We start from the raw sequence: 24,587 nt of genomic DNA on the forward strand, positions 1-24,587 counted from the left end.
GCCTCCTTGCCCCTTTCCGGAAAGGCCTCCTGTGTCCCCGACTCCCGCCCGCATCACCGCGGTTGACACCTTCGACGTACGGTTTCCGACCTCACGGGAACTGGACGGATCCGACGCGATGAACCCGGACCCCGACTACTCCGCCGCCTACGTGGTGCTGCGCACCGACGCGGACGACGGCCTCGAAGGCCACGGCTTCACCTTCACCATCGGGCGCGGCAACGACGTCCAGGTCGCCGCCATCGCATCGCTGCGCCATCATGTGCTCGGCCGGTCCGTCGAGGAACTCTGCGCCGATCCGGGGACGTTGAACCGCGACCTGGTCGGGGACAGCCAACTGCGCTGGCTCGGCCCCGAGAAGGGCGTGATGCACATGGCCATCGGGGCCGTCGTCAACGCGCTGTGGGATCTGGCCGCCAAGCGTGCGCACAAGCCGCTGTGGCAGCTCCTCGCGGACGCCGATCCGGAGTGGCTCGTCTCGCAGGTCGACTTCCGCTACATCGCGGACGCGATATCGCCCCAAGAGGCCCTGGATCTCCTCCAGTTGGGCCGCCATGAAGCCGCCGACAGGGAAGCCCTGCTGCGGGAGCGCGGCTTCCCCGGCTACACCACCTCACCCGGCTGGCTCGGCTACAGCGACGAGAAACTCACCCGCCTCGCCCGCCAGGCCGTGGCCGACGGCTTCACCCAGATCAAGCTGAAGGTCGGCGCGGACCTGGCGGACGACATACGCCGCTGCCGCACCGCACGCGAGGCGATCGGGCCCGGCATCCGGATGGCGATCGACGCCAACCAGCGCTGGAACGTCGACGAGGCCGTCGAATGGACCCGCGCCCTCGCCGAGTTCGACCCGTACTGGGTGGAGGAGCCCACCAGCCCCGACGACGTCCTCGGCCACGCCGCGATCCGCAAGGCCGTCGCCCCCGTCAAGGTCGCCACCGGCGAGCACGTACAGAACCGCATCGTCTTCAAGCAGCTCCTCCAGGCGGGCGCCATCGACGTCCTGCAGATCGACGCGGCCCGCGTCGGCGGCGTCAACGAGAACCTCGCGATCCTGCTGCTCGCCGCCAAGTTCCGCGTCCCGGTCTGCCCGCACGCGGGCGGCGTGGGCCTGTGCGAGCTGGTCCAGCACCTGTCGATGTTCGACTACGTGGCGTTGTCAGGGACCACCGAGAACCGCGTCATCGAGTACGTCGACCACCTCCACGAACACTTCACCGACCCGGTGGTGGTGCGTGCCGGCCACTACGCGGCCCCCGGCGCGCCGGGCTTCTCCGCCACCATGCGGCCCGAGTCGCTCGCGGAGTTCACCTATCCGGACGGCGCCTTCTGGGCCGCCGACCTCGCTCAAGGATCACTCGCCCAAGGCGCCATCCCGCAAGGCAAAGGAGCAGCCGCATGACCGACTTCGAGGGGATGAAGGCCCTCGTCACCGGCGGAGCCTCCGGCATCGGCCGTGCCACCGCCGAACTGCTGGCCGCGCGCGGCGCCCAGGTGGCCGTGCTCGACCTCGACCCGAGCACCGTGGAGAAGCCGCTCACCGGCCACCGCGCCGACGTGTCGGACGACGCTTCGGTGCGCGGGGCCGTCGCCGCCGCCGTGGCCGGCCTCGGCGGACTCGACGTACTGGTCAACAACGCCGGGATCGGCGCCCAGGGGACGGTCGAGGACAACGACGACGCCCAGTGGCACACCGTCCTTGACGTCAACGTCCTCGGGATCGTCCGCACCAGCCGCGCCTGCCTGCCGCACCTCAGGGACTCCGGCCGCGCGGCGATCGTCAACACCTGCTCCATCGCCGCCACCGCCGGACTCCCGCAGCGTGCCCTGTACTCGGCGTCGAAGGGAGCGGTGCTCTCGCTGACCCTCGCGATGGCCGCCGACCACGTACGCGAAGGGGTGCGCGTCAACTGCGTCAACCCCGGCACCGTCGACACCCCGTGGATCGGCAGGCTCCTGGACGCCGCGCCCGACCCGGCCGCCGAGCGGGCCGCGCTCCAGGCCCGCCAGCCCACCGGACGCCTCGTTTCGGCGGACGAAGTCGCGGGAGCCATCGCCTACTTGGCGAGCCCCCTCTCCGGCGCCACCACCGGCACCGCGCTCGCCGTGGACGGCGGCATGCAGGGCCTGCGACTGCGGCCGGCGGGCCAGTGAGCGGCATCGCGCGGCGCACCCTGGGACCCGGCGGCGTCGAGGTGACCGAGCTGTCCTTCGGCGCCGCCGGCATCGGCAACCTCTATGCGCCCGTCACCGACGAGGAGGCGGCCGCGGCGGTCGACGCCGCGTGGGACGCGGGCATCCGCTGCTTCGACACCGCGCCGCACTACGGCATGGGCCTGTCGGAGCGCAGGCTTGGCGAGGCGCTGCGGGCGCGACCCCGTGACGCGTACGCACTCTCCACCAAGGCGGGCCGGATCCTCGAACCGGTGGCGGGGCGGCCGGTCGGCGACGACCTTGCCAACGGCTTCGCCGTGCCCGCCACCCACCGCCGCGTCTGGGACTTCAGCGCGGACGGCGTGCGCCGCTCCCTGGAGAACAGCCTCACCCGCCTGGGCCTGGACCGCGTCGACATCGTCTACCTCCACGACCCGGACGACCACGCCGAGCAGGCCTTCCGGGAGGGCTATCCGGCCCTCGAACGGCTGCGCGCGGAGGGCGTCGTCGGTGCGATCGGCGCCGGCATGAACCAGACGGCCATGCTCACCCGCTTCGTCCGCGACACGGACGTCGACGCCGTGCTGTGCGCGGGCCGCTACACACTCCTCGACCAGAGCGCGCTCACCGATCTGCTCCCTGCGGCGCAGAAGCACGGCACGGCGGTGGTGATCGGCGGGGTCTTCAACTCCGGCCTGCTCGCCGACCCCAGGCCCGGCGCCACCTACGACTACGCGGCCGCGCCCGCCGGCCTCCTGGACCGCGCCCTCCGGCTGAAGGCGATGGCCGAACGGCACGGCACCACCCTGCGCGCCGCCGCCATCGCCTTCCCGCTCGCCCACCCGTCCGTCGCCGGCGTCCTCGTCGGCGCCCGCTCGGCGTACGAAGTCCGGGACGCGGCCGAGCAGTTCGCGCGGGCGGTGCCCGACGCCTTCTGGCAGGACGTCAGGGCCGAGGGACTGCTGTCCGCCGAAGTTCCCGTCCCCCGTGAGGAGTCCGCGTGAGAGTCGCCCTGCACACCAAGGTCCGCGCCGACCGCGTAGCCGAGTACGACGCCGCCCACCGCGAGGTGCCGGACGAGCTGACCGTCGCCATCCGCGCGGCGGGCGCCACCTCCTGGACGATCTGGCGCAGCGGCACCGACCTCTTCCACGTCCTGGAGTGCGCCGACTACCCCCGTATGCTCGCCGAACTGGAGAAGCTGCCGGTCAACATCGCCTGGCAGGCACGCATGGGCGAGCTGCTCGATGTCGTGCACGACTACTCGGCCGACGGCGCGGAGGCGGGACTGCCCGTCGTATGGGAGCTGTGATGAGCGAATCGGCGTGGACCGCCGAACCGGCGGCGTGGATGGTCGACGCCCACCACCACGTGTGGGACCTCTCCGTACGCGACCAGGACTGGATCACCGGCGACGCGCTCGCCCCCATCCGCCGGGACTTCTCCCTGGCCGATCTGCTGCCCGAGGCCCGCGCCGCGAAGGTTGCGGCGACCGTCGTCGTCCAGACGGTCACCGTCGCGGAGGAGACCCCCGAACTCCTCGCCCTTGCCGCGGCGGACCCCGGGCTCGTCGCCGGTGTCGTCGGCTGGACCGACCTCACCCGCCCCGATGTCGCCGACGCGCTCGCCGAGCTGTGCGAGCTTCCCGGCAGGCAGTATCTGGTGGGCATCCGGCACCAGGTCCAGGGGGAGCCCGACCCGCGGTGGCTGCTGCGGCCCGACGTACGCCGCGGTCTGAACGCGATCGCCGACAGAGGTCTCGCCTACGACCTCGTGGTGCTGCCCCATCAACTGCCCGCCTGCGTCGAGGCGTCCCGGCAGCACCCCGAACTCACCTTCGTGCTCGACCACTTGGGCAAGCCGCCGATCGCGTCCGGTGACCTGGAACCCTGGGCCTCCGACGTCCGTGCCCTCGCCGAGCTGCCCAACACCGTCTGCAAACTCTCCGGCCTGGTGACCGAGGCGGACCCGAAGAGCTGGACGGTCGACGATCTGCGGCCTTACGCCGACACCGTCCTTGAGGCCTTCGGCCCGGACCGGCTGATGTTCGGCTCCGACTGGCCCGTCTGCACCCTGGCCGCCTCGTACGGCGAAGTCACCGACCTGGCACGGGAGTTGACCGACTCGCTGAGCGACGCGGAACGTGTCGCCGTGTTCGCCGGGACCGCCACCCGCGTCTACCGCCTCTGAGCCGCCGAGCCGACCCGCGTCGGCGGCATGAACTCACGCACATACGTCCGCTCCCAGCAGGCACCCGTCTCGCGCAGCTCCCGCCAGGTCGTGTAGCGGTAGCGGTACAGGCGCGCCCGGATGTACGCGGGCGGCGCGTCCGGCGGGAACGGGGAGCGGCGCAGCAGCCGCAGCGTGTCCCGGTCGCCGTCAAGGAGCCGCTCCACCAGCGGGCCGAACCACGGCCGGGCGTAGGCGGGGGAGAGCGCGGCGAACCACATCAACCAGTCGAGCCGCAGATGGTAGGGCGCGAACTGGCGGGGCCAGCGCCGCACATCGCCCGGCTTGCCCTTGAACTCGTACTCCAGCCAACGCGAGTCGTGACGCGGCGTGGTGTCCGCCGTGCCTTCGATCGCGACCTCCAAGCGGACGCGGCTGATGCTCCCGAACGCGCCGTAGGCGTTGACGAGATGGAGCGGGTCGAAGGCGTAGTTCATGATCTGGCGGCGCGAGACGAGGTTCCGCGCCGGGCGGTAACTCAGGCCGAGGAGCAGCGCGGTCGCGGCGATGACCACCACCTCGTACCAGAGCGGGGCGGCGGGCGGATCGGCCGGTGCGCCCACGCCCCCGAAGTCCAGGACCGACAGGGCGAGCACGATCGTGATCCAGTTCAGCCAGCTGAAGTTCCCGGACAGGACCAGCCACAGCTGGGTGGCGATCATCAGGCAGGCCGCGGCCGTCGCGATCGGCTGGGGTGTGAACAGCAGGACAGGGACGACGAGTTGGGTGAAGTGGTTCGCCGCGACCTCCATCCGGTGGACCGGCTTCGGCAGGTGATGGAAGAACCAGCTCAGCGGGCCGGGCATCGGCTGTGTCTCGTGGTGGAAGTACAGGCACGTGAGCTTGCGCCAGCAGGCGTCGCCGCGCATCTTGATCAGCCCGGCCCCGAACTCGACACGGAACAGCACCCAGCGCAGCAGGAACAGCACAAGGACCGGGGGAGCGGTCTCGTCGTTGCCGAGGAAGACGGCGAGGAAGCCCACCTCCAGGAGCAGTGACTCCCAGCCGAAGGCGTACCAGGTCTGCCCCACGTTCACGATCGACAGATAGAGCACCCAGGGCACGACCCAGAGGAGCATCCCGCCCCACAGCGGCAGCAGCCCGTCCACCCCCGCGACCAGCGCCGCCGCGCACCCGCAGCCCGCCCAGCAGACCGCGGCGAAGAAGCGGTCCGAGTAGTGCAGCTGGAAGAGGCTCGGCGCCCGGCGGAACGGCACCTGCTCCACGTAGCGCGGCACCGGCAGCATGCCGCGCTCCCCGAGCAGCGCGCGGAACTGCAGCACCGCGCTCAGGAACGCGACGAGATAGACGGCGGCCAGTGCCCGCTGGAAGACGAGTCGGGCGAGCCAGTACTGATCTGCCGTGAACCACTGCACAAGCCCATTTTGCGCCCGGACCGGGGCCTGCCACCCTTCCCCAAGCTCTCGGCTTCGCTCGAGCAGGGGAGACCCCATTGCCCGCGCGGGCCCGGCGCCTGCCACCCCTCGGCTTGCGCGTACGTCCCGACGCCCTCACAGAATGGGTGGAAAGTGCCCGAAAACAGGCGGGAGAGCACGGTGCGAGTGCCCACCAGGACCTATGCGACGGCCTTCGCGATATCCATGGCCGTCGCCGTCGCGGGATGCTCAAGCGGAGGCGAGAAGAACGCCGCCGACGGCGGGTCCGAGCTGTTCATGCAGCCCGCCGCCGCCGAGGGCCCCGACCCCTTCACCGACTCCACCGCCACGTCCACGGCGACCCCCTCGCCCGTCACCCGTTCGCCGCAGCCCGCACCGAGCGGAACGTCGTCGCCCACGGCCCACCAGGGAGCCCGCTCCTACTCGGGCAGCACACCGGGCCTCTACGGCGGCACACAGTCCGCCGGCAGCTGCGACGTCGACGCCCAGGTCCGCTTCCTCACCGCCGACCAGGGCAAGGCCCGCGCCTTCGCCCAGGTGTCGGGGATCTCCCAGGCCGACATCCCCGGCTTCCTGCGCGGCCTGACCCCCGTCGTGCTGCGGGCCGACACCCGCGTCACGAACCACGGCTACCGCAGTGGTCAGGCCACCAGCTACCAGTCGGTGCTGCAGACGGGCACCGCCGTCCTCGTCGACAACCGCGGACTGCCGCGTGTGCGGTGCGCCTGCGGGAACCCGCTGAAGCCGCCCGTCGCGCTGCAGGGCACCCCGAGCCACCAGGGGAAGCCGTGGCCCGGCTACCGCCCGACGCAGGTGATCGTCGTGACGCCGGCACCGAAGATCATCACGAACATCACCATCGTGAACATCGTCAACAACACCTGGATCGAGCGGAAGACCGGCGACCACCACGGCGACCACGACCACCGGGTGCCCCCGCCGCGCCCGACACCGACGCCGAGCAGCCCGACCCCGAGCACGCCGACGCCGAGTACGTCGCCCCCCACGCCGAGCGACTCGGAGAGCAGCGAGCCCCCCACCGACCCGGGCACCACCTCCGCGGACTGCCGGACGACCAGCCCCGCCACGGGAACAAAGCCGCCCTCCCCGCCCCCGCCCGGCTGCCCCACACCCACCCCGCCGACTCCGTCGACGGACCAGCCCAGCACACCGGAGGACGACACCCCGTCCGCGCAGCAGGACCCCGGCGACGAGACAGGACCCGACGGACCGTCCCTGCCCGACGTCCCGCTGACCAGCGATCCCGGCGCCTTCGAGAGCTGAGCGTGCGCGCTCGGGCCCGACAGCGAAGAATCATGAAGTGTCATGACGCCCACGTCACTGCCGGACGGCTGGCCAGCGGACCCGCGGCCGATCCTGGCGCTCAACCGGACAGGCTGCTTCGACTGGGACCTCGACAGCGGCCTGATGCACCTGGACGCCGCGGGCCTGGAGGTCTTCGACCTGCGGGCCGACGAGTACGACGGCCATCCGGCGACCCTGGCCGTGCGGGTTCCGCCGATCGAGGCGCACCGCCTGGACGCGTACGTCTCGCACGCGCTCAAGGACGGCAGCCGGACCTACGGCATCTACTTCCGCATCCGGCTGCGCGACGGCGGGCTGCGCTGGACGCACACCCAGGGGCACATCGAACGCGACCAGACGGGCCGCCCGCGCCGCATCGTCGGCATCGTCCGCGACGCCACCCAGGAGCTGGGCGACAGCACGGCCCGGCGCGAGCGCGCCGACGAGGAGGAGGACCGGCGGCGCCGTACGAGCATCGTGCAGGGCACCACCGCGGCCCTCGCGCACGCCCGCACCGTGCGGGACGTCATCGACGTGCTCAAGGACGCCCACGGCCTGGCCCACCTGGGCGCGTCGAACCTCGTCATGGGCCTGGTCGAGGCCGGCCGGATCCGTCTTGTCGCGGAGGGGCCGACGGGCAGCTTCGTGCCGGGCACCAAGTTCAGCCGTGTCGACGAGCCGTATCCGATGAGCGAGGTGGTGCGCACGCTCGCGCCGCGCTTCATCGAGACGGCCGCCGAGTTCGCGGCCTCGTACCCGGAGCTGTGGCCGCACATCGACGAGCTCGGCATCACCGCGGCCGCCTATCTGCCGCTGATCGCGCAGGCCAGGCCGATCGGCGTGCTCGGCCTGCTCTACCAGGAGAAGACCGGCTTCACCGAGGAGGAACGCAACGTCCTGGTCGCCCTGGGCAGCGGCATCGCGCAGAGCCTGCAGCGCGCGATGTTCTACGAGCAGGAGAAGGACCTCGCCCAGGGCCTCCAGCAGGCGATGCTGCCGCGCACCATCCCCGGCGTCCAGGGCGCCGAGATCGCGGTCCGCTACCGCTCGGCGGCGCTCGGCCGGGACATCGGCGGCGACTGGTACGACGTGATCCCGCTGCCCGGCGGCCGGGTCGGGGCCGTCATCGGCGACGTACAAGGTCATGACACACACGCCGCCGCCGTCATGGGTCAGCTGCGCATCGTCCTTCGCGCCTACGCCGCCGAGGGGCACACCCCCGCCACCGTCATGGCCCGCGCCTCGGGCTTCCTGCACGAGCTGGACACCGAGCGCTTCGCCACCTGCCTCTACGCCGAGGCCGATCTGTCGACGGGCGTCGTCCAGCTGGTGCGGGCCGGGCACATCGATCCGCTGCTACAGGAGTCCGACGGGAGCTGCCGCAGGGTGCCGGTCGAGGGTGGGCTCCCGCTGGGCCTCTCCGCCGAGTTCGGCGGTCTCGAATACCCTGTCAGCACCCTTGAACTCGACGCGGGACAGACCCTGTTGCTCTTCACCGACGGTCTCATCGAGGAGCCGGGCGCCGACCTCGACGACGGCCTCCGGGCGCTCGGCGGCCTCGCCTGCTCGGGCCCGCGCGACCTACAGGAGCTCGCCGACCGGCTCTGCTCGATCGTCGACGAGCGGGGCGGCGACGACGACGCGGCACTCCTTCTCCTGCGCCGCCGCCTCCTCGACGCGCCGCGCTCCGGAGGCCGCCTCCAGCAGCATGTCGGCCCCGGCGATCCGGAGGCGCTCGCCGAGGCCCGGCACATGATCAGGGCCGCCGTCCGCGCCTGGGGGGCCAAGGACCGCGCCGACGATGTCGAGCTGGTCGCCGACGAGGTCATCACCAACGCCCTGATGCACACCGACGGCGCGGCGATCGTGACCCTGCGCGTCCTGACCGGCCCCGACCGGCGCCTTCGCGTCGAGGTCGAGGACTCCTCAAGCGCGCTGCCCCGCCGCAGGGAGGCCGGGGATTCGGGGGTGTCGGGCCGCGGTCTGCTCCTGGTGGACATGCTCGCGGACGTGTGGGGCGTGGACTCGCGGGGGACCGGCAAGTGCGTGTGGTGCGAGTTCATCGTGCCCGAGCGGGACAGCCCGGGTCGAGGAAGCGCATGACGGTGCCGGACCAGGGTCAGGAGTGAGCGGATCCCGGAACTCCCCGAGGTCGAGGCGCTGCGCGCCTTCCTCACCGACCACCTCGTCGGCCACGAGATCGTCCGGGTGCTGCCCGTCGCGGTCAGCGTCCTCAAGACGTACGACCCCGCGCTCACCGCTCTCGAAGGCCGGCTCGTCACGGGCGTGGCGCGGCACGGCAGGTTCCTCGACATCGACGCGAACGGCCTGCACCTGGTAGCCCATCTCGCCCGCGCCGGCTGGCTGCACTGGAAGGACCGGCTGCCCGACGGCGTGCCACGCCCCGGCAAGGGCCCGCTCGCCCTGCGGGTCGCGCTGGAGACCGGCGAGGGCTTCGACCTGACGGAGGCCGGCACGCAGAAGCGCCTGGCCGTGTACGTCACCGAGGATCCGGCGCAGATCCCGGGCATCGCCCGTCTGGTCCCGACCCTCCCCCAAGGTCTTAAGGACCAGGGGGACCCCCTGCCGACGACTTCGACGAGGACCGTTTCGCGGGACTCCTGGCGGACGAACGGCGCCAGATCAAGGGCGCGTTGCGGGACCAGACCCTGATCGCCGGTGTCGGGAACGCCTAGAGCGACGAGATCCTGCACGCGGCCCGGATGTCCCCGTACAAGCTGGCTTCGAGCCTGACGAAGGAGGAGACCCATGGGCTGTATGCGGCGCTGCGGACCACGCTGAGCGAGGCGGTGGAGCGCTCGCGCGAGGTCGCGGCGGGCCGGCTCAAGGCGGAGAAGAAGAGAGGTCTGCGTGTCCACGGCCGCACGGGTGAGCCGTGCCCCGTCTGCGGCGACACCATCCGGGAGGTCTCCTTCAGTGACTCCTCGCTGCAGTACTGCCCCACCTGCCAGACGGGCGGCAAACGGCTCGCGGACCGCCGGATGTCACGGTTGCTCAAGTAGCGGGGTTCAGCAGGAGCGGGGTTCAGCGGCGGTCGAGCGTCAGGAGGTGCTTGCCCGCCGTGGTGCGCACCTCGTACCGGTCGATGTCCGCGCGGGGGAGCGCGGCGCCGCCCTGCGTCGACACCCCGTCCGACGGCGCACCGGCGGGCACCTTCCACGTGGTCACCGGCTGCTCGGAGCCGTCCGTGCCGATGGCGACGAGTTCGCAGACCCGGGAGCCCTCCGGGTCGTGGACACGGAGCCCGATGTCCGTGCCCCAGGCGCGGTCGTGCGCGGTGAGCGTCGCCGAGACGCCGGTGCGGCCGTCCCGCGCGGTGATCCGCTCGGGGCCGGGGCCGTCGGCGGTGAGGACCGCGACCGCGGGCCCCGCCACGGCGAGCACGACGCTCGCGGCGACCGCGCACAGCCACCGCCTGCGCCCGGCCGCCCTGCGCCGCAGCCGCCCGGAATCGGCGAGCAGCCGGTCGAGCAGGCCGGGTCCTGCCGTGGCCAGCGGGTCGACGCGCGGTGGCGTCACCCGGACGTATGCCGCCAACTGCCGTGCCGTGGGGGTCAGTTCGGTGACGAGATCACGGCAGACCGGGCAGTCCATGAGGTGATCGTCGAAGCGGAAGGTGTCCGCCGCGTCGAGGACACCGAGCGCGTAGGCGCCGGCGTCGCGATGCCGCTCCAGGGACCTCATGGCGTTCCTTGCGTTCTGTGTGGGTCAGGTTGCTTCTTGCCCTTCCGTACGCAGTGGACCGCCGAATCACTCAAGACGCGGCGGCAGAACAGCCATTCGTGTCGTGGCGTGGCCTCGCGGGCCACGAGGCGGCGCGGTCGGCGACGTATCAGAACGAGACCTATCAGAACAAGTGGATCGCCAGATGCCCCAGCGGCAGCCCCAGGCGCCAGGCGGCCGTCCACACCTTCGGCCCGTCGTCCTCGCTCCCGGGCGACCCGCCGCCCGGCACCGCGTCCAGGTCAGGGGCGAGCAGCTCCGTCTCCTCCAGCCACCGCCAGGCCTGGTCGGCCAGCTCCAGATCGGGCGTGGGGGCGCCGGATGCGGCCGCGTCCGCCGCGAGCCCGGCCATCCGCTCGGCGACCCAGTCCTGCCACGGCTGGTCATAGGCCGTCAGGGAGAGCCAGGTCTCCAGCTGCGAGACCACACGGATGCCCGACAGTTCGCCCCGCGTGTCGGAGAGGAAAATAGTCAGGGCCAGAGCATCACGCCCCGCTCGGTATTCGAAAGATGTCGGCGGCATCAAATCGCCGGTGCGCAGTAATTCGTCCGCGATGTACTCCGCGTACAACCAGGCCATCGGCACGGTCAGTTCGCCGCCGGGGCCCTCGGCGTTTCCTCTGCTCTCGTGCAGCATCCCGTCTCGCCTTCCTCTGTCCGTGCGCGTCGCCGGCCTCTGGCCCCCAATCCGAAGCACGGATGAGGACAGCCGATTACTCAACAGGGGTGCCGAGCAAGGCGCTTTACAGAGGTTTGACCCGGGCCCCGGTTTCGTCGCAGGTCAAATGCCCTCTGTCTTTCGTGTCACATGGCCGAAGGTTTTGAGTCCGTTTCAGGGACTATGGAGGCATTGCTGCTTGACTCGGCCTTGTGCCCGAATGTGGATTCGTTTCGCCGAATATCCCCCATTCACGGAGCCTGGTCGATGACACGCCGCACACCGCAGGGAACCACCGTTCTGGCGGCCGTAATGATCGGAGCCACTCTCGCCGGGGCCGCCGCCTGCACGGCGAATGAGGAGCCCGCGCAACAGCACAAGCCGAAGCCGCGACATGAAATGCAGCGGGACGGCGGCGACGGCGGCCCGCGCGGCGCCCATCGGGAAGTACGGCCGCCCGCGCCATCCGCGGCGGGCGGCGGCGCGGGAGCGCCCCGCGCCTTCACTCTCATCGCCTCAGGGGACGTGCTCCCGCACTCCTCGATCATCGACAAGGCGAACGCCGACGCGGGCGGCGACGGCTATGACTTCGAGCCGATGCTCGCGGGCGTCAAACCCGTAGTCTCCAAGGCGGATCTGGCGATCTGTCACATGGAGACGGTGTACGGCGCGAACGGCGACTACTCCGGATACCCCAGCTTCAAGTCCCCGCCGCAGATCGCCCGCGCCCTGAAGGCCACCGGTTACGACTCCTGCTCGACCGCCTCCAACCACACGTTCGACGACGGCGCCGCGGGGGTACGCCGAACGCTGGCCGCGCTGGACAAGGCGGGCGTCAAGCACGCGGGTTCGGGCCGCACGGCCGCCGAGGGCCGGTCCCCGGCATGGCTGCGGGCGGGCGGCGCGAAGGTCGCGCAACTGGCGTACACCTACGGCACCAACGGGTACCCGCCGCCCAAGGGCAAGCCCTGGACGGTCAACCTCATGCAGCGCGACCGGATCGTCGCGGACGCGCGGGCGGCCCGCAAGGCAGGCGCCGACGTGGTCGTGGTCTCCGTCCACTGGGGCACGGAGTGGCAGGACGCACCGGACCGCCGCCAGCTGAGCCTCGGCAAGCAGCTGACGTCCTCGCGGACGGCGGGCCGCCCCGACATCGACCTGATCCTCGGTACGCACGCGCATGTGCCGCAGGCGTACGAGAAGGTCAACGGCACCTGGGTCGTGTACGGCATGGGCGACCAGATCGCCGGCGACATGATCAACCACGACGGCGAGAACGACCCCCGGGGCAACCAGGGCACCCTGGGCCGCTTCACGTTCGCCCCGCCGACCGAGCCCGGCGCCCGCTGGGCGGTGAAGAAGGCAGAGTTCATTCCGCAGTGGTTCGACACGGACACGGGCCGGGTCGTGAATCTGAACGCCGCGTTGGCGCGCGGGGCGGACGTCGGCGACGTCCGGGACCGCATCCGCAGGGTGGTGCTGAGCCGCGGGGCGGGGAAGCAGGGCCTGGTGATGGGCCGGTAGCCGACGGACCGGACAGCGCCTGCTCAGGCAGGGACGGAGGCGGCAGCCACGAAGAACGGGATGGCGACGAGGAAGCGGCCGGTCTCGGCGCGTCGGCGCTGTTCGGCGAGCCACTCGTCCGCCCGTGCACGGTCGACGGCGCCGCTCGCGCAGGCCGGTTCGGCGAGCCTCGTGAGCAGCGACAGCATCGCGGGGTCGGTGAACACGCTGGTGTGCGCCTCGACCGTGACATCGTCGAAGCCGCCGTCCAGGAGGAGGCCGCGGTACTGGCGCCCGGCGCGGGGCGTGCCCAGGCGGTCGGCGCGGGCGTGCACGATCGTGCGGGTGAGCTCCGCGTCAGCAGAGTCGATCATGATGGCGTCCCAGTCCTGACCGACCAGGACGATCCTGCCGCCCGGACAGAGCACCCGTCGCGCCTCCGCCACCGCGCGCCCCGGCTCCCGCAGTACGTGAAAGACCTTGTCGGCACGGTAGCCGCGGACGCTGCCGTCGGCGAACGGCAGATCCTCCGCCCCCGCCTCCCGGAACTCGGCCCCCGGCCACCGCCCACGGGCCGCGGCCAGCATCTCCGGGCCGGGGTCCACCCCCACCGCGTGGACGCCGCGTTCGGCCAGCTCGGCGACGGCCCGACCACCGCCGCAGCCGACGTCCACGACGGTCGATCCCGGGACGAGAGACAGCAGCTCGTAGGAGCGGTCCCGCAGCCGAGTGGCGCTCGGCAGCCGGTCCGCGGCGTCGAGGACGGCCAGCAGGGCTTCGGTGTCGCGGCGCTCTCGCACCGCTTCCTGATTCTTGGACATGGGCGTCATGCTGCGACTTAATGTCGGCATGAAGTCAAGCGAAGACGGCTGCGGCACCGGCACGTTGAGCATCGGCGCCATCGCGGCACGGTTCGGCCTGGCCACGCATGTGCTGCGGCATTGGGAGACGGTGGGCCTGCTGCACCCCGGACGCGACGCCGGCGGGCGCCGCCGCTACGGCGCGGACGACCTCACCCGTGTGGCGACGATCCTGATCCTGAAGGAGGCAGGCCTCGGCCTGACGACCATCAGGAGTCTGTCCGCGACCGTCGACCGCCCCACCCGGCACAAGATCCTGCGCCCCGCGGCCGAAGAGCTCCGGTCGACCATCGCGGCGGCGCAGGCATCACTGGAGCTCATCGAGGATGGCCTCAACTGCGCGTACGAGGACGTCACCCAGTGCCCGAACTACCGACGGCTCATCGCCGAGCGGGTCGGCCACTGAGCGCTCCGCGGGAAGTGCAGCGAGGGTGCCGTCGCTCGTCTGCGGCTGTGTCGTGGCTGGTCGCGCAGTTCCCCGCGCCCCTTCGGGGGCGCGCCCGCACCGCACCGGACTTCGCCAAAGCCGCTTGGGCCGGCCCCCGGACGTACCCGCCCCCTACCCGATCCGCAGCAACCACCCCCGCCCGGGCGCCACCGGCACCGCCTCGCCCGCCGCGAACCTCCGCTCGGGCTGGAAGCCCTCGACCGCGGGCGCGTACGCCGCCACCGGCTGCCCGGCGGCCGACGTCAGCACGACGTCCACCGGCCCCGCCGCCCACGAGGCAACCGCCGCCACCGTCCCGCCAGGCCCCTCCCAGGTCGTGGCAAGCACGTCCTCCCGCCCCGTGCGAACGGACGGCGACGCCCACCACCCCGTCATCTCCGCCTCCGGCAGCCGAAGCTGATCGAAGGCCCGCCACAACCCCCGCACATCCACCATCGGCGCCCGCCCGGTCATCCCGAAGACCAGCCCCCGCCAGGGATTTCCCCCGCCCTCCAGCATCTCGCCCATCAGCCCGAACGGAATCCCGGAGATCTCCACGAGCCAGTAGGCGGGGTCCGCCCCGGCGCCGTCCTCGTAGTCGAAGAGCTCGCCCAGCCACAGCCGGTCCACGTACGGAAGCAGCTCCGCGTACAGATTCGCGCTGGACGCGTACCCGTCCGCCTCGCGGAACTGATTGCAGGAGTGCAGATCGACGAGCGGCGGTGACGCCCCCGCCCCGCCCAGCGCCTTCCGCACCCGCTTCATCGTCGTCCGGTCGTACGCCACGTCGTCGAGGTAGAGCCCGTCCACCCCCACCACCCGCCGCAGCCGCTCGATCCCGCACACATAGGAGTTGTGCCACCGCGAGTCGCCCGACGTGACGACCGCGACGTCTCCCACGTCGGGCGCCACCCAGCCGGGGACATAGTCACCGCCCAGATGCTCCCGCAGCCACGCGTGCCCACCCCCAGGACCCGGCGCGAAGATCTCGTCCCCGAGCCCGGCGAGGACCGGCAACTCCGGTGTGTGCCGCGTCAGTTCGCGCACCGTGTCGTACACCTTGACCCGGACCCCGAGCCGATGCGCCTCCGCCACGTACGAGCGCAGCGCGTCCGCGCCGAGCAGCGGATCGTTGATGTACGGGTTGGGCGGCGTCGCGTGGTGGAGGTTGGCGACGTTCGCGCCGTACTCGGCGATCTCCGCGGGCGACGCGTACGCGTGGAAGTAGCGCTCGGACAGCTGCCGGCCAGGCTCCAGCGGCTTGAACGGGGTCAGGAGCAGCCGGAACTCGAAGCACCGGCTCTCCCCGGCGCGCAACGTCAGCGGACCGCTGAAGGCGGTCAGCCGCCGGACTCCTTCCTCCGTGCGCAGCCGCACCCCGCCCGCCCCGTCGTCGCCCGCCCAGGAACGCGGCGTACGCAGGGGCTTCTCCCGGTAGTAGTTGGTGTTGAGCGGCCGCGCGTAGTGCTCGTCGCGCAGGCTCAGCTGGAGGCCCGCGGCCGGGTCGCCCAGCCAGAACGCGTCCTGGTTGCGGGTGGGGGTGTCCCAGTTCCAGTCGTACGCCGTCGGGCACGCCCGGCCGGTCAGGCCGAGCCCCATCGCGTACCGCGCGACCTCCTCACGGACCGGCACGTCCAGTGTCACGTCCAGCTCGGTGTCGGCGCTCGCCTCGACCGTGGCGCGTACGACGAGGAAGCCGTCCGCCTCCAACTCGCCCTGGACGGACAGGAGTACGTCCTGTCCGGTCGCCCGCGTGGACCAGCGCGCCCGTGCCGGGCCCGGCTGGTCGACGGTGAGCGGCTCCCGTTCCAGGGGGCGGCCCAGGTCGAGTGTGATCGGCGCGGCGAGCAGCTCACGCGCCGGTCCGTCGGTGCGCGTGACACTCCGGGTGTACGTGGAGACGATCCGCTGGGGGAGTCCGTCCGGGCCGAGCTCGACCGTGCGGCCGAGGATCGCCAGGCGCTGTCCGTCGGCCTCGACGGGGGTGAACGGCGCCACCACCTCGTCGTCCTGCGCGTACGCCGAGTCCAGCCAGCCGAGCCGCGCGAGCCGCCACGGCTCCCCGGCACCGCCGTCGGCGACGACGTCCTCGGCGACGGCGAGCCGCAGCGGCAGGATCCGCTCCGGGGCGCCGGACGCCTGGACGGCGATCTCGCCCTCGTACAGGCCCGGTTCAGCCTCCTCGGGCACCTCCACGCCGAACCACAGCGCGCCCGCCCGCCCCGCGTCGAGCCCGACGGGCCGCTCGAAGGCCCGGCCCCGCGCGTCGGTGCCGCCCGTGCTGAGGCACCGCGCGGCGAAGGGCAGCCCGCGGATCTCGGCGCGTACGTCCGTCAGGTCCCCGAGTGCGTACACGCCGACCTGGAGTGCGCGGAACTCGCCCCGGTCGGCCGTGACCGTGTGCGGTGCGAAGGGGGTGGCTTGTGCCCAGCGCGCGGGCAGCCGGTGGTAGCGGCCGAGCGGATGTGCCCTGTCCTCGCCGAAGAGGAGGAACTGCTCGGCGGCATGGGCCTGTTGGAGGCGATCCCGTTCTTCCGCCGTCGCCGCGAAGCCCAGCGGTGCGAACGAGTCGACCGCGCTCGCCGCCTCGTATCCGAAGGCCTCGGCGCGCGGCAGCTTCTCCCACCCGGCGGCGTCGTGCAGGCCGCAGCGGTGGACCCAGCCGGGGTCGGCGGTCCTGGTCGGCCTGCGGTAGTCGGCCTGCGGGTAGTACGGCTTGCCCGTGTGCGCGTACGGGAGATAGTGCACGGCGTAGGTGCCGGGGCCGTCCACCGGCTCGAAGGCGATGCGCCCCGCCTCGTCCGTCACCTCCAGGGCGACCGTGTTGCGCACGCGCTCTCCGGAGGGGCCCACGACGATCACGTCGACGGACGCGGGGTCCGGATCCTGGCGCCGCCACGGAAGTTCGGCCGCGACGGCGGGCGCCGCGGTGTCGGAGGCGTCGGCGCGCACGAGCAGCCGGTGGTTGCCGTAGACGTCGCTGTCCCAGGAGCCGATCCCGCATGCCAGCTCCGGATGACCGGTCTCACCCATCTGTGCTCCCCCAAGGGCGCTGTTTATTAGGTAAGTTTCTCAATCTCTCCGGGGTCACACTGGAGATCAACCGATCGCGATGTCAAGGGGGACGCCTTGAATCGGGGAGCCCAGGCGGGGGAGTCCATGAAGCAGCCGGGGGAATCCATGAAGGGGGAACCCATGAGTGGAGACCCGTCGCTGCTGCGCCGCCTGAACGCGGCCGCCGCCCTGCGCGTGCTGCGCGAGCGCGACGAGATCACCGTGCCCGAACTCGCCGCGCTGATCGGCGTCTCGCGGCCCACGGCGCAGGACCTCACGGCCCAGCTCCTGCGCGAGGGCCGTCTGGTGGAGCTGACGCCCGGCAGCGGCAGCGTGGGCAGGCCGGCCCGCAGGTTCCGCTTCCGTGCCGAGGCCGCCCATGTGCTCGGCGTGGACATCGGCGCGCACAAGATCCTGGTGCACGCGGCCGATCTGCTCGGCCGCACCGTGGCCACCCAGCGCGTCGCCGTCACGCCCGAACTGCCGGGGCCCCGGCGCCTGGACGCCGTCCGTGAGGCGATCGCGGGCTGTCTGGCCCAGCCGGCGGCGGCAGGCGTGCGCCCGCTGGCCACCGGCGTCGGCACCAGCGGCATGGTGGACGCGCGGGGACGGGTGGTGGAGAGCGACTCGCTGCCGGACTGGACGGGCCGCGACCTGACCCGCGAGCTCGCCGACGACACCCACGGCCCGGTCGTCGTGGGCAACGACATCCAGCTCGCGACCCTCGCCGAGTGCACCGGGGGAGTGTCGGTCGGCGCCCGTGACTGCGTGTACCTGTACGTCGGCAACCGCCTCGGCATCGGCCTGTGGCTGCGCGGCGAGCTGCACCGCGGACACCACGGCGCGGCGGGCGAGATGGTCGCCGGGGACGGCTGGGGGAACTGCTACCAGCGGCTTCTCGACTGGTTCGCGGGCCACGACGGCGCGGACCGGCCCACCCGCGAGAACGCGGCACGGGCGGTGGTGACCGCCGCGGCGGCCGGTGACGGCGGGGCCCGCTACACGCTGCGCGCGTTCGCCGAGGCGCTCGCCGACAGCCTGGCCCGCCATGTCGCCGTACTCGACCCGCAGTCCGTGGTGCTCGGCGGCGGCATCTCCCGCGCGGGCGCCCTGCTCAGCGAGCCGTTCGCGGAACGGCTCGGCGGGCTCAGCCCCTATGCGCCGACGGTGCAAACTTCCGTACTCGGCGAGGAATCGACCGCAATCGGGGCAGCCCGCCTCGCACTGGAACACATCGATCACGCCGCGCAGAAAAGTCCAACTCTCTAGGTCCGACAGGTGGTTGACGGAACTGAGCCGCGCTTCGATGATGTGGCTCTCATTCGGCAAGTTGGCTTCCTAATTAGCCGGATGCCGACTTCCCTATTCCGTCGTGCCGTCAGGCCAGGGAGTACGTGTGACATCCCAAGGAACGCTGCGCAGGCCCAAGGCCGCGTCGCCACCACCCGCGTCAGCCGCGACATCGAAGGGCCCGCAGCGCCACCGCCGCGTCCCGCTCCGCGTCCGATTGCGGAACAACTGGGTGATGCTCGCCCTGATGGCCCCGGGCCTGCTCTTCTTCCTGGTCTTCTTCTACGTGCCGATGCTCGGCAACATCGTCGCCTTCCAGGACTACCAGCCCTTCATCGGCTTCAAGGAAAGCCCGCTGGTGGGCCTCGCCAACTTCCAGGAGCTCTTCGCCGACCCCGCGTTCTGGGAGGCGGTCCGCAACACCCTGGCCTTCGCCGCGCTCCAGCTGATCTTCTTCTTCCCTGCACCTCTTGCCCTCGCCCTGCTTATCAACAGCCTGGTCAGCCCGCGCATCAAGAAGTTCGTGCAGAGCGTCGTCTATCTGCCGCACTTCATCTCCTGGGTGCTCGTCGTCGCGCTCTTCCAGCAAGTACTCGGCGGCGCGGGCCTGTTGAGCAACTACCTGCGCGACCACGGCATGTCGGCCCTGGAGGTGATGACCGACCCCGGCACCTTCCCGCTCCTGATCACCGGTCAGGTGATCTGGAAGGACATCGGCTGGGGCATGATCATTTACCTGGCGGCGCTCGCCAGCGTCGACCAGTCCCTGTACGAGTCGGCGGCCGTCGACGGCGCCGGACGCTGGCGCCGCATGTGGCATGTGACCCTGCCCGCGGTGCGCGGCGTCACGATCATGCTGCTCGTGCTGCGCCTCGGCGACGTACTGTCCGTCGGCTTCGAGCAGTTCCTGCTCCAGCGCGACGCGGTCGGCGCCCGCGCGGCGGAAGTCCTCGACACGTACATCTACTACCACGGCGTCGTCTACGGCGACTGGGGCGTCGGCGCCGCGGCAGGACTGGTCAAGGGAGTGGTCGGAGCCTTGATGATCTACGGCGCCAACAAGGTCGCCCACGCCTTCGGAGAGCACGGGGTGTACAGCAAATGAGCAGCTTCGGATCCCCCCTGCGCACCCGCGCGGCCCGCGAGGAGCGGCCCGCCTGGGAAGAGCCGCCGACGAAGATCGGCTCGACCGCCAAGGCCGTCGTCATCACCGTCATCTGCGCCGTGATGATCCTGCCGTTCGTCACGGTCCTCTCCACCAGCCTGGCCTCCCGCAAGGAGATAACCGCGGCGGGCGGCTTCGTCCTCTTCCCCGCGGAGCCGACCCTGGACGCGTACCGCACGATCCTCTCCGGAGGCATCGTCTCGCGCGCCGTCGTCGTCAGCGTCCTGATCACCCTGGTCGGCACGGCCCTCTCGCTCCTGACGACGATCGCCCTCGCCTACGCCCTCAGCAAGCGCGGCGTCCCCGGCAGCAAGCCGATCCTCCTGATGGTCCTGTTCACACTGCTCTTCGTGCCCGGCATGGTCCCGATGTACGTGGTGGTCAAGGAGCTCGGACTCCTGGACTCCTACTGGTCGTTGATCCTCCCCGTCATGATCAACGCCTTCAATCTGGTCGTCCTGCGCGCGTTCTTCATGAACATCCCCGAGGAGCTCTACCAGGCGGCGCGGATCGACGGCGCCGGCGACTGGCGGATCCTGACCCGCATCGTGCTCCCGCTCTCCAAGGGCGTCGTCGCCGTCGTCGGCCTCTTCTACGCGGTGACGTACTGGAACGCCTTCTTCAACGCGATGCTCTACCTCAACGACTCGGGCAAGTGGCCCATCCAACTGGTCCTGCGCACCTACGTCGTGCAGGGCAAGTCCATCACGGGCGACCAGTTGGGCGTCACGAACATGCCTCCCCAGCAGTCGATCTCCATGGCCGTCGTCATGATCGCGCTCATCCCGATCCTGCTGCTCTTCCCGTTCCTGCAGAAGTACTTCACCAAGGGCGTGCTCACCGGCGCCATCAAGGGCTGAACCCCCCGTCCGCTGCCAGACCCTGACACCCTTCGCGGAGATTCCCATGACAGGCATGTCCCGACGCACCTTCCTCAGCCTCTCCACCGCCGTCGCCGCGGGCGCGGCCGCCACCTCGCTGACGGGCTGCGGCTCCTCGACGAAGAAGACGGGCGAGGCGGCATCGTCGAAGGTGAAGCTGCCTTCGTACGTTCCCTTCGCCGGGATCAGTCCCGACCTGGCGCCGAACGCGAAGGGCCTCTCGGCGGGGTTCCTCTCGTACCCCAAGGACCTGGTGCAGAGCGTCGCCAAGACCCCGGGCGACGGCTCGAAGATCACGATGCTCACGGAGATCTGGACGCAGCCGCCGACCCCCAAGGGCTCCAACGCGTACTGGAAGAAGCTGGACAAGGAACTCGGCGTCGACCTGACCGCGATCCTGGGCACCGACCCCGGCTACGAGGAGAAGTTCTCCGCGGTCGTCGCGGGCGGCGACCTGCCCGACCTGCTGTGGATACCGCCCAACCAGGGCATCCAGCACATCGCCGAGCTGCTTGAAGCCAAGTGCGCCGACATCACCGAGTACGTCTCGGGCGACGCGGTGAAGAGGTATCCGAACCTCGCCGCGATGACGCCCGCGCACTGGAAGACGGCCGTGGTGAACGGCAAGATCTGGGGCGCGCCCGTCCCGTACCCCGCGTTCGGCCAGGTCTTCGGCGGCAATCCCAAGGTCTGGGCGAAGGCGGACGGCATCCAGGCGAGCAGTCCCGATGAGTTCCTCGCCAAGTGCAAGGAGGTCACCGGCGACAAGGTCTGGGCCCTCGAGCCGATCTACGTCAACACCGCCAGCGTGATGAGCCAGTGCTTCGGCGCTCCCAACAAGTGGCGGCAGAACAAGGACGGTTCGCTCACCTGGTTCCAGGACACGGACGAGTACCTGGAAGCCCTCAACTTCGTCCTGAAGCTGAAGAAGGCCGGGGTCTTCTACCCGGGCAACCCCAAGATGGCCGACGCGTACACCAAGATGGCGCAGGGCTCGATCGGCGCCTGCGTCTTCGCGAACCCCTTCAACGCCCGCAAGGACACCCGCGTCCAGGACCCCGGGCTTGCCGCCGAGATCCTGATCCCCTTCGCCGCGGGCGGCCGGAAGCCCAACCACCACTACCACCTGGGCACCATCGGCTACACCGCCGTCAAGAAGGGCGACGAGAAGCGGGTGCGCATGCTGCTCGACGTCCTGAACTACCTGGCGGCGCCCTTCGGCAGCAAGGAGCGCGAGTTCCTCGAATACGGCACCGAGGGCGAGGACTTCACGTACGACAAGAACGGCTTCCCCACCCGCACCAAGCAGGGCAAGCAGCAGGTCGAGGGCCTCTTCAGCGGACTGCAGACGTCGACGACCTCGCCCTTCGCGATCATCGCGTCGAGCTTCCCCGGCGACGAGCGCGCCCAGGACGTCAAGGACGTGTACGCCGCCGAGAAGAAGCTCCTTGCGACCGCCATCCAGAACCCGGTGGTCGGCCACTACTCCGACGCGTACACCCAGCACTACGGTCGCATGCAGACCGAGGCGGGGGACCTCGTCAACGACATCGTCAGCGGCCGCAAGAAGCTGAGCGAGTGGAAGCCGTTCTGGGCGGAGTGGAAGAACAAGGGCCTGGACCAGATGGCCAAGGAGTTCGCCCTCTCGATCGAGAAGAGCGCCTGATCCGCTAGAGCGTCTTGTCGCGTACGTCGGCCTTGGCGAGCTCCGACTTCCGGTACGAGTACCCGAAGTACACGACGAGGCCGACGGCGAACCACACGGCGAACCGCACCCAGGTCTGCCACTGCAGGAACGTGATCAGCCAGATGGAGAAGACGACCCCGATCGCCGGCACCACCGGCATTCCGGGGCAGCGGAACGTCCGCGGCAGATCGGGCTGCCTGTAGCGCAGCACGATCACCGCGACGCACACCACGACGAACGCGAGCAGGATGCCGATGTTCGTCAGCTCGGCCGCCTCGCCGATCGGGAGGAACCCGGCGATGGCGGCCGACGCGAACCCGACGATCCAGGTCACGCGCGTCGGCACATGGCGGGTCCGGTGCGTCTTGGCGAACCACTTCGGCAGCAGCCCGTCGCGCGACATGCTGAACCACACGCGGGTGACGCCGAGCATGAACGTGAACATCACGGTGAGGATGCCGATGATCGCGCCGACCGCGATGACATCGGCGAGACCGCCGAGCCCCACGGACTTGAAGGCGGTGGAGAACCCGCTCTCCGGGTCGATGTCCTTGTAGCTCTGCATGCCGGTGAGGACGAGGCACGCAAGCACGTACAGCACCATCGAGATGGCGAGGGAGTAGAGGATCGCCTTCGGCATGTGGCGCTGGGCGTCCTTGGACTCCTCGGCGGCGGTGCTCATCGCGTCGTACCCGAAGACCGCGAAGAAGACCGTCGCCGCACCCGTGAACGCACCGCTGACCCCGAAGGGGAAGAACGGGCTGTAGTTGTCGGTGTTGATGTGGAAGAACCCGACCGCGATCACCACGATCACGACGATGACCTTCAGGACCACGACGACCATCTCGAACCGCGCCGCGTTCTTGATGCCGAGGGTCAGCAGATACGCGATGAGCAGGCAGAGCACCGCGGCGAACAGGTCGACCTTGTGCCCGTCGCCCGTCCCCGGCGCGCCCAGCATCCAGGTGGGGAGCTCGGCGCCCATGTCGTTGAGCAGGAAGTTGAAGTAGCCGGAGATGCCGATCGCGACCACCGCCACGATCGCCGTGTACTCCAGGAGCAGGTCCCAGCCGATGAACCAGCCCGCGAGTTCGCCGAGCACCACATAGCCGTACGTGTACGCCGATCCGGCCTTCGGGATGAGGCCCGCGAACTCGGCGTACGAGAAGGCCGCGGCCGCGCTCGCGACACCGGCGATGAGGAAGGAGATCAGGACGGCCGGTCCGGCCGTGCCGTTGGCCACCGTCCCGGCGAGGGTGAAGATCCCCGCGCCGATGATGCCGCCGATACCGATCGCCGTGAGCTGCCACAGACCGAGCGACCGGGAGAGACCGCCGGCCGCTCCCGACTCGGTCTCTTCGATGTGTTCGATGGGCTTGCGGCGCAGCACGCCCTGCCCCATACGGAGTCCCGCCATGAGCTCCACCTCTTCGCGGACGGCCATGAGCTGATGGCGGATCATGATGGCGCAGGCGGGCTCGCGGCGACAGACACCACACCCCCCACATATGTGAGGGTTCAGCACTCTGGCGGGCGAGGGCCGAGGAACCACCGCTACGGCACGACGGTGACGGGCCAGCGGCCCGCCTTGACCAGGCGTACCGCGACCGATCCGACGATCCGGTGCCCGGCCTGCTCGGAGGCCCCGACGACCACGGCGTCGGCCGTGAGATCGTCCGCCGCCTTGACCAGACCGCTGTAGGGGTCGCCGCGGAAGGTGTGGAACTCCCAGCGCACGTCGAATATCCCCTTCACCCGCTCGGTCGCCGCCCGGATCTCGGCGATCAGGCCCTCGGCGATCTCGTCCGTCGTCTCGGCGACGGGGGCGCCGAGCGCGGCACCGGCGGCCATCACCGGCTGGACGTAGACGACGGCGAGCAGCGCACGCTGCCGTCGGGCGAGCCCTCCGGCGTAGGCGGCGGCCCGGAGCGAGGAGTCCGAGCCGTCGACCCCGACGACGATCACCTTCGGGCCGTCGGTACCGCGTTCGAACTGGTGGGAGTGGTCTTCGGTCACAGCGCAGAGGTTACCCACCCGGCTCTGGAGCCGTCGTCGCTGGTCGGATCGGGTGCATTCGCGGCCCGCCGTGGTGTTGCTGGTCCGCGCGGGACGTCCGCCATGCGACGGATTAGTCATGAAAAAGGATGAAATGAGTCCAGGGCGCCGCGCATTGTTGCGCGGCGCCCCGGTGTTCGGTGATTCCGCCACGGCGGGCTGTGTTGGCACCGAACGG

Annotated in this window: 20 protein-coding genes and 1 pseudogene; 14 read left to right on the forward strand and 7 right to left on the reverse strand. The window is 70.9% G+C overall.

The annotated features are described in order from the left end of the window. The first annotated feature begins 31 nt into the window (after positions 1–31). Genes ACFWY6_RS12185 through ACFWY6_RS12205 form a run of 5 tightly spaced genes read left to right on the forward strand, consistent with a single transcriptional unit; the run spans position 32 to position 4,344 of the window. On the forward strand, positions 32–1,402 hold the full coding sequence (locus tag ACFWY6_RS12185; protein ID WP_384688173.1) for an L-fuconate dehydratase: 1,371 nt from the start codon (positions 32–34) through the stop codon (positions 1,400–1,402). Beyond that, the gene (locus tag ACFWY6_RS12190; protein ID WP_384688176.1) at positions 1,399–2,154 is read left to right on the forward strand and encodes an SDR family NAD(P)-dependent oxidoreductase; all 756 of its coding nucleotides are present in this window, start codon (positions 1,399–1,401) and stop codon (positions 2,152–2,154) included. The genes ACFWY6_RS12185 and ACFWY6_RS12190 overlap by 4 nt, the downstream gene beginning before the upstream one ends. Beyond that, entirely contained in the window at positions 2,151–3,158 is a 1,008-nt protein-coding gene (locus tag ACFWY6_RS12195) for an aldo/keto reductase (RefSeq protein WP_384688179.1), read from the forward strand. The genes ACFWY6_RS12190 and ACFWY6_RS12195 overlap by 4 nt, the downstream gene beginning before the upstream one ends. Then, entirely contained in the window at positions 3,155–3,466 is a 312-nt protein-coding gene (locus ACFWY6_RS12200) for an L-rhamnose mutarotase (RefSeq protein ID WP_384688182.1), read from the forward strand. Before ACFWY6_RS12195 ends, ACFWY6_RS12200 begins: the two co-directional genes overlap by 4 nt. Continuing rightward, positions 3,466–4,344 (forward strand): amidohydrolase family protein, encoded by an 879-nt coding sequence (locus ACFWY6_RS12205; protein ID WP_384688185.1) that lies wholly within the window; start codon positions 3,466–3,468, stop codon positions 4,342–4,344. The genes ACFWY6_RS12200 and ACFWY6_RS12205 overlap by 1 nt, the downstream gene beginning before the upstream one ends. Here the strand turns inward: ACFWY6_RS12205 and ACFWY6_RS12210 are convergent. Then, positions 4,332–5,759, reverse strand: coding sequence for a lipase maturation factor family protein (locus ACFWY6_RS12210; protein ID WP_384688187.1), 1,428 nt, complete (start codon positions 5,757–5,759; stop codon positions 4,332–4,334). The genes ACFWY6_RS12205 and ACFWY6_RS12210 overlap by 13 nt on opposite strands. Positions 5,760–5,939: 180 nt before the next feature. Between ACFWY6_RS12210 and ACFWY6_RS12215 the strand changes: the two genes are divergently transcribed. The 3 genes and pseudogenes from ACFWY6_RS12215 to ACFWY6_RS12225 all read left to right on the forward strand — a co-directional run bounded on the left by ACFWY6_RS12215 (position 5,940) and on the right by ACFWY6_RS12225 (position 10,108). Then, the gene (locus ACFWY6_RS12215; protein WP_384688189.1) at positions 5,940–7,064 is read left to right on the forward strand and encodes a DUF6777 domain-containing protein; all 1,125 of its coding nucleotides are present in this window, start codon (positions 5,940–5,942) and stop codon (positions 7,062–7,064) included. 42 nt (positions 7,065–7,106) lie between these two features. Next, a complete protein-coding gene (locus tag ACFWY6_RS12220) occupies positions 7,107–9,188 on the forward strand; it encodes a SpoIIE family protein phosphatase (RefSeq protein WP_384688192.1) in 2,082 nt (693 codons plus the stop codon). A gap of 30 nt (positions 9,189–9,218) precedes the next feature. After that, positions 9,219–10,108, forward strand: a pseudogene (locus tag ACFWY6_RS12225) (Fpg/Nei family DNA glycosylase). A gap of 22 nt (positions 10,109–10,130) precedes the next feature. On the opposite strand, the gene ACFWY6_RS12230 reads toward ACFWY6_RS12225, so the two are convergent. Both ACFWY6_RS12230 and ACFWY6_RS12235 read right to left on the reverse strand, forming a co-directional pair. Further along, positions 10,131–10,790 carry a zf-HC2 domain-containing protein gene (locus tag ACFWY6_RS12230; protein ID WP_384688195.1) on the reverse strand — a complete coding sequence of 220 codons (660 nt, stop codon included), beginning with the start codon at positions 10,788–10,790 and terminating at the stop codon, positions 10,131–10,133. A gap of 163 nt (positions 10,791–10,953) precedes the next feature. Beyond that, the gene (locus tag ACFWY6_RS12235; RefSeq protein WP_365502872.1) at positions 10,954–11,466 is read right to left on the reverse strand and encodes a hypothetical protein; all 513 of its coding nucleotides are present in this window, start codon (positions 11,464–11,466) and stop codon (positions 10,954–10,956) included. Positions 11,467–11,754: 288 nt separating this feature from the next. Between ACFWY6_RS12235 and ACFWY6_RS12240 the strand changes: the two genes are divergently transcribed. Continuing rightward, positions 11,755–13,011 (forward strand): CapA family protein, encoded by a 1,257-nt coding sequence (locus tag ACFWY6_RS12240; RefSeq protein ID WP_384688199.1) that lies wholly within the window; start codon positions 11,755–11,757, stop codon positions 13,009–13,011. A 23-nt stretch (positions 13,012–13,034) separates the two neighbouring features. Here ACFWY6_RS12240 and ACFWY6_RS12245 read toward each other — a convergent pair whose 3' ends face one another. Continuing rightward, a complete protein-coding gene (locus tag ACFWY6_RS12245) occupies positions 13,035–13,811 on the reverse strand; it encodes a methyltransferase domain-containing protein (protein WP_384688202.1) in 777 nt (258 codons plus the stop codon). Between the two features lie 28 nt (positions 13,812–13,839). Between ACFWY6_RS12245 and ACFWY6_RS12250 the strand changes: the two genes are divergently transcribed. After that, positions 13,840–14,256, forward strand: a complete 417-nt coding sequence (locus tag ACFWY6_RS12250; RefSeq protein WP_384688205.1) for a MerR family transcriptional regulator — start codon at positions 13,840–13,842, stop codon at positions 14,254–14,256. Positions 14,257–14,409: 153 nt separating this feature from the next. Here the strand turns inward: ACFWY6_RS12250 and ACFWY6_RS12255 are convergent, their stop codons facing one another. Further along, complete coding sequence (locus ACFWY6_RS12255; protein ID WP_384688208.1) at positions 14,410–17,310, reverse strand: glycoside hydrolase domain-containing protein; 2,901 nt, start codon at positions 17,308–17,310, stop codon at positions 14,410–14,412. 162 nt (positions 17,311–17,472) lie between these two features. On the opposite strand from ACFWY6_RS12255, the gene ACFWY6_RS12260 reads away from it, so the two are divergent. The 4 genes from ACFWY6_RS12260 to ACFWY6_RS12275 all read left to right on the forward strand — a co-directional run bounded on the left by ACFWY6_RS12260 (position 17,473) and on the right by ACFWY6_RS12275 (position 22,333). After that, positions 17,473–18,600, forward strand: coding sequence for an ROK family protein (locus tag ACFWY6_RS12260; protein WP_384688211.1), 1,128 nt, complete (start codon positions 17,473–17,475; stop codon positions 18,598–18,600). Between the two features lie 127 nt (positions 18,601–18,727). Further along, complete coding sequence (locus ACFWY6_RS12265) at positions 18,728–19,726, forward strand: sugar ABC transporter permease (RefSeq protein ID WP_266872749.1); 999 nt, start codon at positions 18,728–18,730, stop codon at positions 19,724–19,726. Beyond that, positions 19,723–20,646, forward strand: a complete 924-nt coding sequence (locus ACFWY6_RS12270) for a carbohydrate ABC transporter permease (protein WP_384688214.1) — start codon at positions 19,723–19,725, stop codon at positions 20,644–20,646. The genes ACFWY6_RS12265 and ACFWY6_RS12270 overlap by 4 nt, the downstream gene beginning before the upstream one ends. A 55-nt stretch (positions 20,647–20,701) precedes the next feature. After that, complete coding sequence (locus ACFWY6_RS12275) at positions 20,702–22,333, forward strand: hypothetical protein (protein WP_384688217.1); 1,632 nt, start codon at positions 20,702–20,704, stop codon at positions 22,331–22,333. A gap of 4 nt (positions 22,334–22,337) precedes the next feature. On the opposite strand, the gene ACFWY6_RS12280 is transcribed toward ACFWY6_RS12275, so the two are convergent. Further along, positions 22,338–23,771, reverse strand: a complete 1,434-nt coding sequence (locus tag ACFWY6_RS12280) for an amino acid permease (RefSeq protein WP_384688222.1) — start codon at positions 23,769–23,771, stop codon at positions 22,338–22,340. Positions 23,772–23,908: 137 nt separating this feature from the next. After that, on the reverse strand, positions 23,909–24,370 hold the full coding sequence (locus tag ACFWY6_RS12285) for a universal stress protein (RefSeq protein ID WP_360772867.1): 462 nt from the start codon (positions 24,368–24,370) through the stop codon (positions 23,909–23,911). Positions 24,371–24,587: the final 217 nt, after the last annotated feature.

The sequence above is a fragment of the Streptomyces sp. NPDC059037 genome (assembly GCF_042740015.1).
Lineage (GTDB): Bacteria > Actinomycetota > Actinomycetes > Streptomycetales > Streptomycetaceae > Streptomyces.

What these genes read in the sequence shown, in the direction of transcription:
- ACFWY6_RS12190 (WP_384688176.1), top strand. Translation starts at nt 1,399, where the DNA reads ATGACCGACTTCGAGGGGATGAAGGCCCTCGTCACCGGCGGAGCCTCC.
- ACFWY6_RS12205 (WP_384688185.1), top strand. Translation starts at nt 3,466, where the DNA reads ATGAGCGAATCGGCGTGGACCGCCGAACCGGCGGCGTGGATGGTCGAC.
- ACFWY6_RS12220 (WP_384688192.1), top strand. Translation starts at nt 7,107, where the DNA reads ATGACGCCCACGTCACTGCCGGACGGCTGGCCAGCGGACCCGCGGCCG.
- ACFWY6_RS12230 (WP_384688195.1), bottom strand. Translation starts at nt 10,790, where the DNA reads ATGAGGTCCCTGGAGCGGCATCGCGACGCCGGCGCCTACGCGCTCGGT.
- ACFWY6_RS12235 (WP_365502872.1), bottom strand. Translation starts at nt 11,466, where the DNA reads ATGCTGCACGAGAGCAGAGGAAACGCCGAGGGCCCCGGCGGCGAACTG.
- ACFWY6_RS12240 (WP_384688199.1), top strand. Translation starts at nt 11,755, where the DNA reads ATGACACGCCGCACACCGCAGGGAACCACCGTTCTGGCGGCCGTAATG.
- ACFWY6_RS12245 (WP_384688202.1), bottom strand. Translation starts at nt 13,811, where the DNA reads ATGTCCAAGAATCAGGAAGCGGTGCGAGAGCGCCGCGACACCGAAGCC.
- ACFWY6_RS12250 (WP_384688205.1), top strand. Translation starts at nt 13,840, where the DNA reads ATGAAGTCAAGCGAAGACGGCTGCGGCACCGGCACGTTGAGCATCGGC.
- ACFWY6_RS12255 (WP_384688208.1), bottom strand. Translation starts at nt 17,310, where the DNA reads ATGGGTGAGACCGGTCATCCGGAGCTGGCATGCGGGATCGGCTCCTGG.
- ACFWY6_RS12260 (WP_384688211.1), top strand. Translation starts at nt 17,473, where the DNA reads ATGAGTGGAGACCCGTCGCTGCTGCGCCGCCTGAACGCGGCCGCCGCC.
- ACFWY6_RS12270 (WP_384688214.1), top strand. Translation starts at nt 19,723, where the DNA reads ATGAGCAGCTTCGGATCCCCCCTGCGCACCCGCGCGGCCCGCGAGGAG.
- ACFWY6_RS12275 (WP_384688217.1), top strand. Translation starts at nt 20,702, where the DNA reads ATGTCCCGACGCACCTTCCTCAGCCTCTCCACCGCCGTCGCCGCGGGC.
- ACFWY6_RS12280 (WP_384688222.1), bottom strand. Translation starts at nt 23,771, where the DNA reads ATGGCGGGACTCCGTATGGGGCAGGGCGTGCTGCGCCGCAAGCCCATC.